General features: G+C 61.1%; 11 protein-coding genes and 1 pseudogene. 4 read left to right on the plus strand and 8 right to left on the minus strand.

Annotation, left to right across the window (positions count from 1 at the left end; genetic code table 11):
- The first annotated feature begins 44 nt into the window (after nt 1–44).
- Nucleotides 45–1,097: an alpha/beta hydrolase gene (locus NVB75_RS06865; protein ID WP_258346580.1), complete on the plus strand. Its 1,053-nt coding sequence runs from the start codon at nt 45–47 to the stop codon at nt 1,095–1,097.
- A gap of 82 nt (nt 1,098–1,179) precedes the next feature.
- Entirely contained in the window at nt 1,180–2,073 is an 894-nt protein-coding gene (locus NVB75_RS06870; protein WP_258346581.1) for a LysR family transcriptional regulator, read from the plus strand.
- Nucleotides 2,074–2,244: 171 nt separating this feature from the next.
- Here the strand turns inward: NVB75_RS06870 and NVB75_RS06875 are convergent, their stop codons facing one another.
- The 3 genes from NVB75_RS06875 to NVB75_RS06885 form a co-directional block, all read right to left on the minus strand.
- On the minus strand, nt 2,245–2,973 hold the full coding sequence (locus tag NVB75_RS06875) for an SDR family oxidoreductase (RefSeq protein ID WP_258346582.1): 729 nt from the start codon (nt 2,971–2,973) through the stop codon (nt 2,245–2,247).
- Nucleotides 2,974–3,100: 127 nt separating this feature from the next.
- The gene (locus NVB75_RS06880) at nt 3,101–3,586 is read right to left on the minus strand and encodes a nuclear transport factor 2 family protein (protein WP_177008677.1); all 486 of its coding nucleotides are present in this window, start codon (nt 3,584–3,586) and stop codon (nt 3,101–3,103) included.
- Between the two features lie 205 nt (nt 3,587–3,791).
- Nucleotides 3,792–4,532 carry an SDR family NAD(P)-dependent oxidoreductase gene (locus tag NVB75_RS06885; protein WP_258346583.1) on the minus strand — a complete coding sequence of 247 codons (741 nt, stop codon included), beginning with the start codon at nt 4,530–4,532 and terminating at the stop codon, nt 3,792–3,794.
- 174 nt (nt 4,533–4,706) lie between these two features.
- Between NVB75_RS06885 and NVB75_RS06890 the strand changes: the two genes are divergently transcribed.
- Nucleotides 4,707–5,306, plus strand: a complete 600-nt coding sequence (locus tag NVB75_RS06890; RefSeq protein ID WP_258346584.1) for a TetR/AcrR family transcriptional regulator — start codon at nt 4,707–4,709, stop codon at nt 5,304–5,306.
- 355 nt (nt 5,307–5,661) lie between these two features.
- On the plus strand, nt 5,662–6,408 hold the full coding sequence (locus NVB75_RS06895; RefSeq protein ID WP_258346585.1) for a BPL-N domain-containing protein: 747 nt from the start codon (nt 5,662–5,664) through the stop codon (nt 6,406–6,408).
- 68 nt (nt 6,409–6,476) lie between these two features.
- Here the strand turns inward: NVB75_RS06895 and NVB75_RS06900 are convergent, their stop codons facing one another.
- The 5 genes and pseudogenes from NVB75_RS06900 to NVB75_RS06920 form a co-directional block, all read right to left on the minus strand.
- Nucleotides 6,477–6,740 carry a hypothetical protein gene (locus NVB75_RS06900; protein ID WP_258346586.1) on the minus strand — a complete coding sequence of 88 codons (264 nt, stop codon included), beginning with the start codon at nt 6,738–6,740 and terminating at the stop codon, nt 6,477–6,479.
- A 236-nt stretch (nt 6,741–6,976) separates the two neighbouring features.
- Nucleotides 6,977–9,505, minus strand: coding sequence for an excinuclease ABC subunit UvrA (gene uvrA, locus NVB75_RS06905; RefSeq protein ID WP_258346587.1), 2,529 nt, complete (start codon nt 9,503–9,505; stop codon nt 6,977–6,979).
- 163 nt (nt 9,506–9,668) lie between these two features.
- Nucleotides 9,669–11,377: pseudogene (locus NVB75_RS06910) on the minus strand (ATP-binding protein).
- A 113-nt stretch (nt 11,378–11,490) separates the two neighbouring features.
- Nucleotides 11,491–14,580, minus strand: a complete 3,090-nt coding sequence (locus tag NVB75_RS06915; protein WP_258346588.1) for an error-prone DNA polymerase — start codon at nt 14,578–14,580, stop codon at nt 11,491–11,493.
- Entirely contained in the window at nt 14,556–15,971 is a 1,416-nt protein-coding gene (locus NVB75_RS06920) for a DNA polymerase Y family protein (RefSeq protein WP_258346589.1), read from the minus strand. Before NVB75_RS06920 ends, NVB75_RS06915 begins: the two co-directional genes overlap by 25 nt.
- Between the last annotated feature and the right edge of the window lies 1 nt (nt 15,972).

Below are 15,972 nucleotides of genomic sequence, written 5' to 3' on the forward strand. Positions count from 1 at the left end.
AAACACTTTTGCAACTGCTGCCCTTTTTTGCTCAGGAGCTTCACGTGAAGAACACCCTCAAAGCCACGTTCATGTCGGCATTGGTCGGCCTCTCGGCAGGCGAAGCCTTGGCCGCTGACTACAAAAAGAACCCGTTCACCCTCGCCTACGACGGCGCGATCACCCGCAACGAACCGGGCAAGGTCAACATCCACCCGGTCAGCTATAAGCTCAACGGTCTGGACATCGCCGCCAACGTCTACACTCCTGCCAACTACGACGCGAAGAAGACCTACCCGACCGTGGTGATTGCGCATCCGAATGGCGGCGTAAAAGAGCAAGTCGCCGGTCTGTATGCCCAGCGCCTCGCCGAACAGGGCTACATCACCATCACGGCCGATGCGGCCTATCAGGGCGCCAGCGGTGGTCAGCCGCGCAGCATCGATAAACCGGCGTATCGCATCGAAGACATTCACGGCATGGCCGATTTCATCAGCCAGTTCGCTGGCGTGGATGACAATCGTCTGGGCCTGCTCGGCATTTGTGGCGGCGGTGGTTATTCGTTGGCGGCGGCGCAAACCGACAAACGCTTCAAATCCCTGGCGACGGTGAGCATGTTCAACTCGGGTCGAGTACGCCGCAACGGTTACAACGACTCGCAAATGGACAGCATCCAGCAACGTTTGCAACAGGCATCAGCAGCCCGCGCGCAAGAAGCAGCGCGGGGCGCGGTGCTGTATTCGGGGGATGCCAACCTCACCGATGAGCAGATTGCCAAACTGCCTTTCGAACTGTATCGCCAAGGTTATGAGTACTACTGGAAAACCCACGCGCACCCGAACTCGACCTTCAAATACACCACCAGCAGCCTTATTGACCTGATGCGTTTCGACGCCACCGACCATATCGAGTTGATCAATCAACCGTTGCTGATGATCGCCGGCAGCAAGGCCGACAGCCTGTACATGACTCAGGATGCGTTCCCCAAAGCCACCGGCACCACCGACAAGGAAGTGCTCATCCTCGATGGCGCCACCCACATTGAAACCTACTGGGTGCCGCGTTATGTCGATGCGGCGATCGGCAAACTGACGGATTTTTACTCACGCACCTTGTGATCAGCGCACCAAGGGTCGCGCATCCGTGCGCGACCTGCTTTCATGGAATAATCACGCGCTCCTCATGAGAGGTTTTCATCAAATGTCCCGCCCCAATCTCAACGACCTGCAAGCCTTCGTGGTCATCACCCGCGAAGGCAGTTTTACCCGTGCTGCCGCGCAACTGGGCGTTTCGCAGTCAGCGCTGAGCCACACTCTGCGGGCACTGGAAACCCGGCTGGGCGTGCGCTTGCTGACGCGGACTACACGCAGTGTTTCACCAACGGAGGCGGGCCAACGCCTGTATCAAGCGATGGCGCCGCGCTTTGAAGAAATTGAACTGGAACTGGCGGCAGTCAGCGAGTTTCGCGACCCCCCCGCCGGCAATGTGCGGATTCAGGCGTCCGAGCATGCGGCGAACAATATTCTCTGGCCGAAGCTGCTGAAGGTGCTGCCCGACTACCCGGACATCAAGGTCGAAATCACCGTCGATTACGCCCTCGCCGACATCGTCGCGCAGCGCTATGACGCTGGTGTTCGACTGGGTGATCAGGTGGCCAAGGACATGATCGCCGTGCCGATCGGGCCATCGTTACGCATTGCCGTTGTCGGCTCACCGCAGTATTTCCAGCAGCGGCCTTACCCGATGGAACCGAGAGATCTGGCGGCGCACAACTGCATCAACCTGCGCCTGCCGACTCACGGCAGCCTGATGCAATGGGATTTCGAAAAGGATGGCCACGAACTCAAGGCCCGCGTCGAAGGCCAATGGACATTCAACAGCAGCGTGCCAGTTTTGCGTGCGGCCGTGGCGGGATGTGGCTTGGCCTTCCTGCCAGAGGACATGGTGGCGAAGGAGCTTGCCGACGGTAGCCTTGTGCGGGTGTTGGAAGATTGGTGCCAACCCTTTGCCGGTTACCATCTCTACTACCCCAATCGCCGTGAACATTCGTCAGCGTTTGGCGTTGTAGTTGAAGCGTTACTCTGCAAGAGCTGAGTCATCGACCTTCTATGAATCGATTTTCGCGACTGATAAACCGTTCCAGGTCAGTGATTTCTTGTGAATGCGTTGTGCAGCGTGAGCAACGAAAAGCTGTCGATGACCACTTTCGGCCAGCAGCGGACAGTCGAATCCCTTGGGCATCGCGCGCGGCTGGCTTTCATCTGACTACCAGGGCTGTCTACCGTGACTTCCAAAAAAGCCACCGGTTGGACCATCGGGACCCAGCAGCGACATCTTGATGACTATTTGTGCCCCTTCTTCCGGCGTCAATACGCCCGAGTTGCCATTAAGATCGGTCCGCACATGCCCAGGCTCGACGGCATTCACTTTGATTCCCAGCGGCTCAAGCTCTTTCGCAAAGGAGACCGTTACGGCATTCAGTGCCACTTTTGACGAGGTGTAATCGAGAAGGTTGACGGTCGAATAGATCGATGTCGGATCTGTTATCAACGTGAGCGAACCGACGCCGCTGCTCATCATGACGATCCGGGCGTGGGCGGCATTTTTCAGCAAGGGCAGGAAAGCTTGGGTGACGCGCACCGGACCAAACAGATTGACCTCGTAAACAGCTTTCATGTCCTGCATTCGCACCTCACTGGGTGCCTTGGTCATGTCGACCGCAATCCCGGCATTGTTGATCAGGACATCAAGTGCACCTATTTGCTCAGACAGCATCGCTGCGGCTCGGTACACACTGTCTTCGACCGCAACGTCCAGTTCCAAGAGGCCTGCATCGAGCCCGGCATCACGTAACTGGGCGACGGCCTGCTCGCCTCGGTGCTGATCGCGTGCACCGATCCAAACAAAGAACCCTGCCTCGGCAAGTCCCTTGGCAATCGCCAGCCCAATGCCTTTATTGGCGCCGGTGATGAGCGCCTGTCGTTTGATAGTCATCGTGGTAGTCCTTGGAATTTCAAGATGCTCTTTCTTTAGTTTGCAAGGCTGCGGGGTGCCAACTCGAAGAGTCAGAGCCCCACACCCGAACCCTCTCGCGAGTTGAGCGTAGAGCCTGTTTGTTCTGTCAGGCGGTTTGGGCGACCGCATCACTTTGAACACCTTTAACGTGGTGCTGAAGGTCGCCTGCAAAACGCAAAGTCACCTCACGACGAGTGAAACGCCACGCCCCATCCTGCAGCTCGAATTGGTCGAGGTACTTGCCGGCGCAGATAGGTTGCAATGGGAATCCGTCGAGCTGCTGATGCACGGTGTAGTAACTCTCAGAACTCGCTTTATCGCCCGAAGGCGCGACGTCAATCAGTACGTTGGTGATCGAATGCCAAGTGCGCGGCGTACCGTCGGCGTGTACCTGAAGACCCGCCTCGAAAAAACCCAGCAACCCCTCAACCGTGGAGGCCTCAGTGCCTAGCACATGAATCACCGCATGCTGAAGCACTTCGGCCACACCCGCGAAATCTCCGCTGTCAAGACGATGGATGTAGGTAGCGTGAAGACGATGAATGGCGCTCTCGGCGTCAAGACGTGCGAGGATTTCTGGTGAGTTAGTCATGACTCTCTCCTAGGCTTCAGCCCACAAAGGAAGGATGTATAGCGGCGGCCATACATTTGATGCGCTCGGCAAACGACCTTGGCGATAATCCAATTTGGCGTCTGACGAGCAATGATTTTGATAAGCGAGTTGTCAGTCTTGTGGCTGGCGCCGAAACGGAATCAACACTTGCGGTAAACCTCAGGCTCCGCAGCCATCCAGTGATCTAACACTGCGAAGCCCCGCCATCCGCGAACAGTTCGACGCCGTTGACGTAGCTGGCTGCATCACTGGCCAGGAAGGCCACGGCAGCGCCAATCTCATGGGCCTGACCGATACGTCCGATGGTGCTCTTCTCACTCAGGGACTCAATCACGGCCTCAGCGTGTTCCGCTAGCATATGACGTAGTGACGGGGTATCCACAGGGCCCGGGCTCAGGAGGTTGATGCGCACCCCTCTGCCTTTGATATCGAGCGTCCAGCTTCTGACCAGCGTGCGCAATGCTGCTTTGGTGGCGCCGTACACGCTGAGGCCGGGGCCGGGATCAATGGAGGCAGTAGAACCAATGATAACAATGCTGCTGCCTTCGCCCATGAGAGGCAGTGCGCCCTGAACGGTGAAGGTCACACCCTTGACGTTGGTGCTGAATACTCGGTCGAAATAGGCCTCGGTGATGCTGCCAAGCGGAGCGATTTCACCCATACCGGCGTTGGCGACCAGCACATCGATTCGACCATGACGAGTCTTGATTACGTCAAATAGCACAGCGAGATCGGCTATCACCGAGACGTCCGCGACCACCGCGCTGGCCTGGTCCCCGAGCTTCGATAAAGCCTCCTCCAATTGCTCCTGCCGACGCCCGGTAATCACCACCGTGGCCCCTTGCCCTGCCAGCTCTTGGGCGATGGAAAGGCCCAATCCCGAGGACCCTCCGGTGACGAGAACGACTTTGTCTTGAAACTGCATGCTGATACTCCCGTATGTGTTGAGGGCGAATGAATTTATATAGCGCACACTACATAGCGTTCGCGAAGGCCGCAAGCTATTTAGTAGTTGCTATATAATCCCGCCGTTCAGCTCAGCGCAGTTGCCCCAGGATATAGCGGTCGCTACAATCACGAGCACACCAACGAGATCATCATGACTGACAAAATTCGCCAACGCCGCCCTGCTTTCGATAGAGAGGCTGGTGTCGCCATTGCCCAAGCCATGTTCCACGAACACGGCTTCGACGCGGTGAGCCTCACGGATCTCGTCGAGGCCATGGATATCAAGCCGCCCAGCTTTTACGCCGCGTATGGCAGCAAGGCTGAGTTATTCGAGAAGGCCATGCTGCGCTACATCCGCGAGCATGCTTTGCCGCTGGACAAACTGCTGGCGCCGGACCGACCAGTGCCTGAAGCACTCGCCGCCTTGTTGGTCGCGGCAGCGAAGCAGTATGGAAACGACAGTGTGTTGCGCGGTTGCATGGTCACCGAGGGCACGCGTGCGGACGACGAAGTAGCCCGCCAGATGGCGCAAACTCTGGCGGACGGAGGCGTCAAGGCGATTCGGAATTATCTTGATCTGACACTGCCCGAAAAAGCCCAATGCCTCACTGACTACCTTTCGATTACCCTGCGCGGGCTATCGTCCGCGGCGTGTAACGGCATGCCCCGCAAACGGCTAATCGACGCCGCACAGACGGCGGGCCGGTTCATTGCTCACGAGTTGGGTAAAGAACAGCGAACGGCACGCTAAGCCATGCGTCCACCACCGAGCTGTCAGTCTCGACATATACGCTGACCTGGCCGCACACGGCTGAAGGGACTTTCTGCGACCGCCAGAGGCCGCTTCTGGCCGATTGCAGCCAGTCACCAATGGCAGCAATCGGACAAAAGCAGCGAACAACGCCAACCCATCCGGCGTTACTGCACTTTGCATAGCCCTTCTCCAAACACATCCGTAGCCGATGTATTGGGCCAGCCTGGAAAATGTTGCGCCAAGCAACACTGGCCGATTTACAAATGTTCACGCCTTCACGTGGCTATTAGCTTTAGGCTTTGACTCACAAAGTCCGATCGGACCCAATCAGCTTTAAGACGGCCCTACAACCATGAATCTGCATGCCATCGCCGCAACGTTTTTTGCGTTTTTCACGCTGTTTCCTTACTCGATGCAAGCCGCAACCCCCATCACCCATGTCGCGATCTACCGAGGCCCCGCCGGCTGCGAGGAATGTTCAGAGAAGGTTAAAACAGCCCTGCTGCGCGTCCGCCCGAATGCGCAGATCGACTTTGTTGGTGCAGATGAATCGATCGACATCACGCCGCAAAGCCTCGCTCGTTACGACCTCTACGTTCAACCCGGCGGCGGCCAGGACATCCCTGCGGCGCTTGATAGTTTGGGGGATGCGCGGGTGCAAGCCATTCGTGACTTTGTCGCCCAGGGTGGGCGCTACCTGGGGCTGTGTATGGGCGCTTATCTGGCCGATGACAGCAATTTTGGCCTGATACCCTACGACCTTGATTCAGAGGCGGGCAGGCCTGGGTTTGAGGTCGCGGGCATTGCGGACGCGGCGGTGAACGTTGTGTGGGATGGGAAAGCCGATAGCGTCTTTTATCAGGATGGGCCTTACTTTCCCAAGCCTGACGCGACCTTGCCTTCTTCAACCATTGCGACCTACCGGAATGGTGATGTGGCGGCAGCGCGTTACACCTATGAAAAGGGTGTAGTGGTTCTGAGTGGCCCGCATCCTGAGGCGGATCGGGAGTGGTTCGAGAAGGCGAATATTCCCATGAGCGAGATGCCGCGGGGTGAGCTTTTTGGGGCGTTGGTGCGCAGCATTGAGGGGCGCAGGTAGGGGGCGATGATGACTTCCGGATTCCAGCTGGATGCTCCAGCCAACTGAAAAAGTCATATGGCATCTAGCTATTTACCCAGGTTTTGATTCATCAAATTGTCCAGTACGGGAAATTTGGTGGCCGCCTGCCATTCGCGTAAATGCTTGCAGCCTTCATCATTGAGCTCGGCAAGGTTGCTGCGAGCGTCGCATATCGTGAACCACTTCTGTCGGAGAGATGGATACTTTACAAACTCTTCCCGGGTTGGGGGTTGGTTAGTGGATAAACGCAGAACTGACAGCACTAAAAGTGCAGCCACCCCGATACTGATAGAGCCGTTTTTATAATTCATATCAACTTCCGCAAATGAGAAACCTAACCCCACAGCTGAACTAATGACCGCTGTTAACTGCTTGGGGCGTTGGCCGACTATAAGAAGAGAAATGGATCGATAAAAGATCCATTTTCGACGCATCTCATAGGGCCATTTATTCACAAGATGGGGAAATCAGAAAAAATCGGGGCAGTCTACCGAACGCTCGGGCAATCACGAAGCTGCCGGCGAACATGGCCCACGTCGAGCAAAACTCAGCCCAACTCGCGCCCCAAAAACGGCGCCGTCCGGCTGCTCTTGCTCTTCGCCACCTTCTGCGGCGTGCCACTCACCACCACCTTCCCGCCTCGATCCCCGGCCCCCGGCCCAATATCAATCACCCAATCACTCTGCGCCACCACACGCATTTCATGCTCCACCACAATCACCGTATGCCCCGCCTCTACCAGGTGGTTCAACTGGCTCAACAACCGATCCACATCCCGCGGATGCAGCCCGGTCGTCGGCTCATCCAGCACATACAACGTCGCGCCCCGCGCATTACGCTGCAGCTCGGTCGCCAGCTTGATCCGCTGCGCCTCCCCGCCCGACAACTCGGTCGCCGGCTGGCCAAGGCGCAAATAACCCAAGCCAATATCCCGCAGCACTTGCAGCGAGCGCAGCACACCCGGCTCTTCGGCAAATACCTCTACCGCCTGTTCAACCGTCAGCCCAAGCACCTGGGCGATGGTCAGGCCTTCCCACTTGATCGCTAACGTTTCCGGGTTGTACCGCGCGCCGTGGCACGTCGGGCACGGCGCGTACACGCTGGGCATGAACAGCAACTCAACGCTGACAAAACCCTCGCCTTCGCAGTTCGGGCAGCGGCCTTTGGCGACGTTGAAAGAGAATTGCCCGGCATCGAAATGGCGCTTTTTCGCTGCGGGTGTGGCGGCGAACAGTTTGCGCACGTTGTCGAACAGCCCGGTGTAGGTCGCGAGGTTGGAACGCGGTGTGCGGCCGATGGGTTTTTGGTCCACCTGGACCAGGCGGCGGATGTGTTCCAGCCCGCCACTGATGCGGCCGCCGCTGGTTTGTGGGGCGTCGTCTTCGAGGCTGGGTTCGTCTTCGGTTTCCACGACGCGGCCCAGGCCTGCGCCTACCAGTTCCAATAGCGCCTGGCTGACGAGGCTGGATTTGCCCGAGCCGGAGATGCCGGTGACGGCGGTGAAGCACCCGAGTGGAAAGTCCACGCTGAGGTCGTTGAGGTTGTTGCGCGTGACGCCTTCCAGGCTCAGCCAGCCGGTGGGTTGGCGCGGTGGTTGGCTGACGGGGCGCTTTTCGGCGAACAGGTATTCGCGGGTTTGCGAGGCTTCGATCTGTGCGAGGCCGGCGGGTGGGCCGCTGTACAAGACCTGGCCGCCGTGTTCGCCGGCAGCCGGGCCGACGTCGATCAGCCAGTCGGCGCGGCGCATGGTTTCCAGGTCGTGTTCCACCACGAACAGCGAGTTGCCGGCGGCCTTCAGGCGGTCGAGGGCGGCGAACAGGGCTTCGCCGTCGGCAGGGTGCAGGCCGGCGGAGGGTTCGTCGAGTACGTAGATCACGCCGAACAGTTGCGAGCCCAGCTGGGTGGCCAGGCGCAGGCGTTGCAGTTCACCGGAGGACAGGGTTGGTGTGCTGCGCTCAAGGGCCAGGTAGCCGAGGCCGAGGTCGGTCAGGGTGCTGACGCGTTCGAGCAGGTCCTGGGCGATGCGTTGGGCGGCCAGGCGTTTTTCCACGGAGAGCTTTTTATCGCCCTGCCCTTCAGCCACCGGGCGCAGGAGCTCGGCGAGTTGCAGCAGGGACATTTGCGACAGCTCGCCAATGTCCACGCCGGCAAATTTCACCGACAGCGCGGCCTTGTTCAGGCGCTTGCCTTCGCACTGCGGGCATGGGCTGCCTTGCATGAATTGCGAAACACGCTTTTTCATCAGGGCGCTTTGGGAGTGGGTGAACGTGTGCAGGATGTAGCGTCGGGCACCGGTGAAGGTGCCCTGGTAGCTGGGTTCGAGTTTGCGTTTGAGGGCGTCGCGGGTTTGGGCAGGTGTGAAGCCGGCGTACACCGGGACGGTGGGGGTTTCTTCGGTGAAGAGGATCCAGTCGCGCTGCTTTTTCGGCAGGTCGCGCCACGGGATGTCGACGTCGTAGCCGAGGGTGACGAGGATGTCGCGCTGGTTCTGCCCTTGCCACGCCAGCGGCCAGGACGCCACGGCGCGTTGGCGAATGGTGAGGGACGGATCGGGCACCATCAGCGCTTCGGTCACTTCGTACTCCCGGCCCAGGCCGTGGCATTGCGGGCACGCGCCTTGGGGCAGGTTGGGGGAAAAGTCTTCGGCGTAGAGCATCGGTTGCCCTGCCGGGTAGCTGCCGGCGCGGGAGTAGAGCATACGGATCAGGCTGGACAAGGTGGTGACGCTGCCCACTGAGGACCGTGTGCTGGGGGTGCCGCGCTGCTGTTGCAGGGCCACGGCGGGTGGCAGGCCTTCGATGGAGTCGACGTCGGGCACGCCGACCTGGTCGATCAGGCGACGGGCATAGGGCGCGACGGATTCGAAGTAGCGGCGCTGGGCTTCGGCGTAGACGGTGGAGAATGCCAGCGAGGACTTGCCGGAGCCTGACACGCCGGTGAACACCACCAGGGCATCACGGGGGATGTCCACGTCGACGTTGCGCAGGTTGTGTTCCCGGGCACCCCGCACCCGCACGAAGCCTGGGCGTTGGGTGGTGAGTGAGGTGTCTGGGGGAAGATTGCGCTGGGAAGTCATGGGTAACCTTATCGGTGTGTTCAAGGCAGTGAAGATCCACTGTGGGAGCCGGGCTTGCCCGCGATGGCGGTGTGTCCGTTGCCAGATGGGGGTCTGATAGACCGCCATCGCAGGCAAGCCAGCTCCTACAGTGGATTGGCTTTGCGGGTTAGATCTCCATCCGTCACATCATTCGGGAGGTCAGCACCGAGCGCACCCGTTGCGCCAATTCATCCGGGCCATAGGGTTTGCTCAGCAGGTGGATGTCGTTGCCCAGCAGGTGGTTGCTGGAAAGGATGTCGCGGGTATGCCCGGAGGTAAACAGCACCGCTATCGCCGGCACTTGCTCTCGCGCCCACTTGGCCAGGTCGGTGCTTTTGACCCGGCCCGGCATCACGACGTCGGTAAAAATCAGGTCCGGTTGCAGGCCGGCCTGGAGCATCAGCATGGCCCGGTCGCCGTCTTCGGCGGTGAGCACGGTGTAGCCGGATTGTTCGAGCAGTTCCACCGCGGCCGCACGTACGCCTTCGTTGTCTTCCACCACCAGGATGGTCTCCTGGCCGCCGCTGTGTTGTGCAGGCTCGAGGGGCGTATCGTGGTTTTCCGGCTCTCCAAGGTTGCGCGGGAAATACATCTGCACCACGGTGCCACTGCCCTCCTCGCTCTCGACCTCCACATGCCCGCCACTCTGGCGCACGAACCCGAACACCATGCTCAGGCCCAGGCCGGTACCGTGCCCATTCGGCTTGGTGGTGAAAAACGGTTCGAAGGCCCGTGCCAGGATCGTCGGTGACATGCCGACGCCGCTGTCGGCGACGGCCAGGCGCACATATTCACCGGGGTTGATGCTTTTGCCGGCGCAGTCCGGGGGTTGAGGATGATGTTTTCGCCGGTGATCCGAATCACGCCCTCGCCTTTCATGGCATCCCGGGCGTTGATCGCCAGGTTGAGCAGTGCGTTTTCCAGTTGGTTGCGGTCGACGTTAATGCACCACGGATTCTGGGGCAGTTGCACATCAATGTGGATGGTTTCTCCCAACGCCCGCTGCAGCAACTCACCCAGGCCTTCATAGATGCGCAGTGGGTTGTACACCGCTGGTGACAGCGGCTGGCGACGGGCGAACGCCAGCAGTTGCGAGGTCAGTTTGGCCCCGCGCTCCACGGCCGCGATGGCGGCGCTGACGCGGCGCTGCACCTGGAGGTTGTCCGGTTCATGCCGGGCCAGCAGGTGCAGATTGCCGGAGACCACTTGCAGCAGATTATTGAAGTCGTGGGCCACGCCCCCGGTCAGGCCGCCAATGGCTTCCAGCTTCTGTGATTGACGCAGCTGTTCTTCGGCGGCAGAACGGGCCTGCACTTCGGCGGCGACACGCTGCTCCAGGTTGTGGGTAAGTTCCTGGCGCAAGCGCTCGGAGATCATGTGTTCAGTGGTCTCCACCACAATCGCCAGGACCCCGGCCGGTTGCTGATCGTCACCGGCCACGGGGCTGTAATACAGGTCCATCCACACTTGTTCCGGGCGGCCGTCGCGCAACAGCTCCAGGGGCAAGTTGCGATAGGACAAGGTGCCGCCGGCCAGGCAGGTGTCGACCACATTGCGGTTGAAGTCGGCGACTTCCGGCCAGCCCAGTTCTACCGGCGCCCCCAACAGATACGGGTGGCGACCGCCGGCAAACACCGAATAGCTGTCGTTGTAGATCATGTAACCCGCCCGTCCCCACAGCATGACCATAGGGATGGGCGATGCCAGCATCAGTTGCACGGCACTGGTCAGGCTGGAGGGCCAGGCGCCAATGGGGCCGAGGTCGGTAGTGGACCAGTCGAATGCGCGAATCCTCTGGGCCATTTCCCCAGCCCAGCCATCACAGCCATGGGTATCGGATAAAAACTGCATCAGTCGGCTCGGCAAAAAGATAAAGGTGGGCGGCGATGAACACTTTGAGCCCGACAGCGGCGGTTGGTTTCATCGCATATTGCTTATGCCGGTATCAAGGAGCAAGAGCCGGCTCAGCGAAAATCCCGGCTGCGCACACTGATGCCCGACAGCAATGGGGTCAGGTCGGTCAGGCGCCCGGCGATCAGGTGCCGAACCTCCCCCACTGCCTCCCAGCGCCCATCCACTTTAAGCAACCGCGAACCCACCAACGCCTGGCGCTGCCGCTCGGCCAAATCGCGCCAGACCACCACGTTGATATTGCCGAACTCATCTTCCAGGGTGACGAAGGTAACGCCACTGGCCGTGCCCGGGCGCTGTCGACCGGTGACCAGGCCGGCGACGCTGACGTTGCGCCCATGCTCAACCAGCAGCAACTCTTTGGAGCTGCGGCAGCGTCGTGCGCGCAGTTCATCGCGCAACAGTGCCAGGGGATGTGGACCCAGGGTAGTACCGACGCTGGCGTAGTCGGCATACAGGTCTTCGCCCACTGTCGGTTGCGGCAGTTCCACCACCGCTTCTTCGGGGCTGGCCACACCGGCAAACAGGCCCAGTTGCTTCTGCACCCCGGCCACCTCCCAGCGCGCCCGGTGCCGATGCCCGGCCAGGCCGCGCAAGGCACCGGCATCCGCCAGCAGTTCCTGGGCACGGGTGTCCAAATGGGCACGTTCGCCCAGGTCGGCAATATCGAAAAACGCCCGTGCCTGACGCGCGGTTTCGATGCGTCGGCCATCTTCTTCGCGAAACCCGGAGATCATGCGCAAGCCCATACGAATCGCCGGTTGCTGGCCTTCGATCGGCTCAAGGCTGCAATCCCAGTCACTGGCTTGCACATCCACCGGGCGGATCTGCAAATGATGGCGGCGGGCGTCCTGCAGGATCTGGTCCGGGCTGTAGAAACCCATGGGCCAGCTGTTGATCAGCGCGCAGGCAAACGCTGCCGGTTCATGGCATTTGAGCCAGCAACTGGCGTAGGTCAGCAAGGCGAAACTGGCGGCGTGGGACTCGGGAAAACCGTAGCTGCCAAAGCCCTTGATCTGCTCGAAGATCTGCGCGGCGAAGGCTTCGGTGTAGCCGTTTTTCAGCATGCCGGTGCGCAGGCGCTGCTGGTGAGGTTCGAGGCCGCCGTGGCGTTTCCAGGCGGCCATGGAGCGGCGCAGTTGGTCGGCTTCGCCGGGGGTGTAATCGGCGGCGACCATGGCGATCTGCATGACTTGTTCCTGGAACAGCGGGATGCCCAGGGTGCGTTTGAGCACGCTTTCCAGTTTCGGCGACGGGTAGGTTTCGGGCTCTTCCTTGTTACGTCGCCGCAAGTACGGATGCACCATACCGCCCTGAATCGGCCCGGGCCGCACGATGGCGACCTCGATCACCAGGTCGTAGAACGCTTTCGGCCGCAGACGGGGCAACATCGACATCTGCGCCCGCGATTCAATCTGGAACACACCAATGGTGTCGGCCTTGCTGATCATCGCGTAGGTCGCCGCGTCTTCCTTGGGCACCGTGGCCAGGCTCAGGTCCAGGTTGCGATGGCGGCGCAGCAGGTCGAAGCAGCGGCGAATCGCACTGAGCATGCCCAGCGCGAGGATATCCACCTTGAGCAGGCCCACGGCGTCGAGGTCGTCCTTGTCCCACTGGATAATGGTGCGATCGGCCATGGCGGCATTTTCTACCGGCACCAGAGTGTCCAGCGGGTGTTCGGAAATCACGAAGCCGCCGGGGTGTTGGGACAGGTGCCGGGGGAAGCCGATCAGTTGTTGGGTCAAGGTCAGCACCCGGCGCAGCACCGGGCTGTCGGGGTCGAAGCCACCTTCGCGCAGGCGTTCCAGGGGCGGCGCCTCATCACTCCAGCGCCCGCAACAGTCGGCCAGGGCGTTGACCTGATCCGGCGGCAGCCCGAGGGCCTTGGCCACGTCCCGCACCGCGCCGGCGCCGTGGTAACTGCTGACCACCGCCGTCAATGCGGCGCGGGTGCGGCCGTAGCGTTGGAACACGTATTGCAGCACTTCTTCGCGGCGTTCGTGTTCGAAGTCCACGTCGATGTCCGGCGGCTCGTTGCGTTCCCGGGACAGGAAGCGCTCGAACAACATGTTCATCAGGCTCGGGTTGATCTCGGTGATGCCCAGGGCAAAACACACCGCCGAGTTGGCCGCCGAACCGCGGCCCTGGCACAGGATCGAACGGCTGCGGGCGAAGCGCACAATGTCGTGCACGGTGAGGAAGTAGCTTTCGTAGCCCAGCTCGGTGATCAGCTTCAGCTCATCGTTGATCTGCCCAAGGGTCTTGGCGTCCACGCCGTGCGGCCAACGCTGGGCAATGCCCTCTTCGGTCAAGGTGCGCAACCAGCTCTCAGGCGTTTGCCCTTCGGGCACCAGTTCCCTCGGGTATTGATAGCGCAGTTGGCCGAGGTCGAAGGTGCAACGCCGGGCGATATTCAGGGACTCTTCCAGCAAGTGCGCCGGGTACAGCGCGGCCAGTGCATCGAGGCTGCGCAAGTGCCGTTCGCCATTGGGATGCAGGCGCGCACCGGCTTCGGCCACCGGGACGTGATGACGGATTGCGGTCATGGTGTCTTGCAGGGCACGGCGGCCACGCACATGCATATGCACATCGCCGCAGGCCACGGCCGGCAGGTGCAGGCTGGCGGCCAGGTTCAAACGTTGCTCAAGGTGGCGGGCATCGTTCTGGCCGCAATGCAGCTCCACCGCCAGCCACAGGCGATCGGTAAATGTGCTGCGCAGCCATTGGATATGGGCTTGGGTGTCGGTGTCTTCGACCATCCATAACGCCAGCAAACCTTGCACGGATGCGAAGTCTTCCTGCAGCAGGCGGTAGTGACCTTTTTCCGCACGGCGGCGGGCGATGGTGATCAGCCGGCACAGGTGCTGATAGCCCTCCAGGTTCTCCACCAGCAGTACCAGCTTCGGGCCATTTTCCAGGCGCATCTCGCTGCCGATAATCAGCGGCAACTCGACTGCCTTGGCCGCCTGCCAGGCACGCACGATACCCGACAAGGTGCATTCATCGGTGATCGCCAGCGCTGCGTAGCCCTGCTGCTTGGCCCGTTCGAACAGTTCGCGGGCACTGGAGGCGCCACGCTGGAAACTGAAGTTGGACAGGCAATGCAGCTCCGCGTACTTCATGCGAACCAGCCTTGCAGCCACAGCGTGCCGCTTTCGCCCACGGTGCGGTAGGCCCAGCCTTGCTGGCCGGCACGAGTGCGCACCAGGTAATAATCGCGGCGCACATCGGCGCCATCCCACCAGCCGGATTCGATGCGCTCCGGGCCCATCAGGATGTGCAGACCTTGCTCGGCCAGGGGCGTCGGTTCATGCAACAACCAGCCCGGGCGTTGCACGTTGTTTGAGGGTGAGCACGGGCGAAGATCAGCACCGGGTTGCCAGGCGCATTCGGGGCGGTGGTCGGCGTGAAAGCGCAGGCCTTGCACCGCTTCGTCCCCCAACCGCGCCCGCAGGCGTTCGCGCAGTTGTTCCCACGGCAGGGTTTGTTGCGGGCGCTCGTCGAACAGGTCCTGGCGCTGGGGCACAAACACCGGCAGGTCCTGGGCCACCAGGCGAAAGCCACGCACCGGCGAGGTGACTTGCACCTGCTCCAGGCGGCCGCGGGCCAGTTCGAACAGCATCGCTGCGTCACGCTCGGCGCTGAGCAGGCCGACTTTGATGACGGTGTCGGGTTCTGCGGCGTGCTCCAGGTGCAGGTCAAAGCGCTGCACGCCACTGTCGCGGCCACACAGGAACGCCGATAAATCGCCGGTCAAACGGCGCAAGGGAAACAGCAAAGCCTGGTGGGACAGCACATCAAAATTCAGCTCGATGCGCACATCGAACTGGTCCGGCGGTTGGTAGAACGCCAGGGCCAAGGGCCGTTGCCCGCACAATGCATCGAGGTGCTTGAGTAGCGCCGCGTCGAAACGCCGGGCCAGGGTATGCCGGGGCAATGCCTGCACCTGGGCCAGGGTGCGCAGGCCCATACGCGACAACGCGGTGGCGGCGTGTGGGTCGAGGCCGGCGCGATCGATGGGGATCGGCGCCAGGGCTTGTTGCAGGCTGTGCTCATCGGCCACGGCCAGGCCGTCGTAGGCATTCGCCAGAATCCGCGCCGCCGCCGGGTTCGGCGCGGCGATGATGCGATGACGAAACCCCAGGTCAGTCAGTTCCTTGCGCAAGCGCGCTTCGAGCAACGGCCAGGGCCCGAACAGGCCCAGGCTCGACTCGATCTCGAACAACAACGCTCGTGGGTAATACAGGCTGACCTGGGAGCTGAAACGGTAGGCCCAGGCGGCGAGAAATTGCTGCCAGTATTCGATCTGTGCCGGCTCGTATTCGGCGCAGGCAAAGGCCTTGGTCAAGGCATGGGCTGCCGTCAGGGATTGGCCCGGGCGCAGGCCGAGTTTGCGCGCGGCCTCATTGACGGTTTGCAGCACCCGCCGCTGCGGCGTGCCGGCCAACAGGGCCAACGCCTGATCCGGTTCGGGGCGCAGACGCAGCACCCCGTCCAGCGCCAATTGCGGGAAGACAATACACACCCAGCGCATG

This window comes from Pseudomonas sp. CBS (assembly GCF_024734645.1).
Classification (GTDB): domain Bacteria; phylum Pseudomonadota; class Gammaproteobacteria; order Pseudomonadales; family Pseudomonadaceae; genus Aquipseudomonas.

What these genes read in the sequence shown, in the direction of transcription:
- NVB75_RS06875 (WP_258346582.1), bottom strand. Translation starts at nt 2,973, where the DNA reads ATGACTATCAAACGACAGGCGCTCATCACCGGCGCCAATAAAGGCATT.
- NVB75_RS06900 (WP_258346586.1), bottom strand. Translation starts at nt 6,740, where the DNA reads ATGAATTATAAAAACGGCTCTATCAGTATCGGGGTGGCTGCACTTTTA.
- NVB75_RS06870 (WP_258346581.1), top strand. Translation starts at nt 1,180, where the DNA reads ATGTCCCGCCCCAATCTCAACGACCTGCAAGCCTTCGTGGTCATCACC.
- NVB75_RS06895 (WP_258346585.1), top strand. Translation starts at nt 5,662, where the DNA reads ATGAATCTGCATGCCATCGCCGCAACGTTTTTTGCGTTTTTCACGCTG.
- uvrA (WP_258346587.1), bottom strand. Translation starts at nt 9,505, where the DNA reads ATGACTTCCCAGCGCAATCTTCCCCCAGACACCTCACTCACCACCCAA.
- NVB75_RS06880 (WP_177008677.1), bottom strand. Translation starts at nt 3,586, where the DNA reads ATGACTAACTCACCAGAAATCCTCGCACGTCTTGACGCCGAGAGCGCC.
- NVB75_RS06885 (WP_258346583.1), bottom strand. Translation starts at nt 4,532, where the DNA reads ATGCAGTTTCAAGACAAAGTCGTTCTCGTCACCGGAGGGTCCTCGGGA.
- NVB75_RS06890 (WP_258346584.1), top strand. Translation starts at nt 4,707, where the DNA reads ATGACTGACAAAATTCGCCAACGCCGCCCTGCTTTCGATAGAGAGGCT.
- NVB75_RS06920 (WP_258346589.1), bottom strand. Translation starts at nt 15,971, where the DNA reads ATGCGCTGGGTGTGTATTGTCTTCCCGCAATTGGCGCTGGACGGGGTG.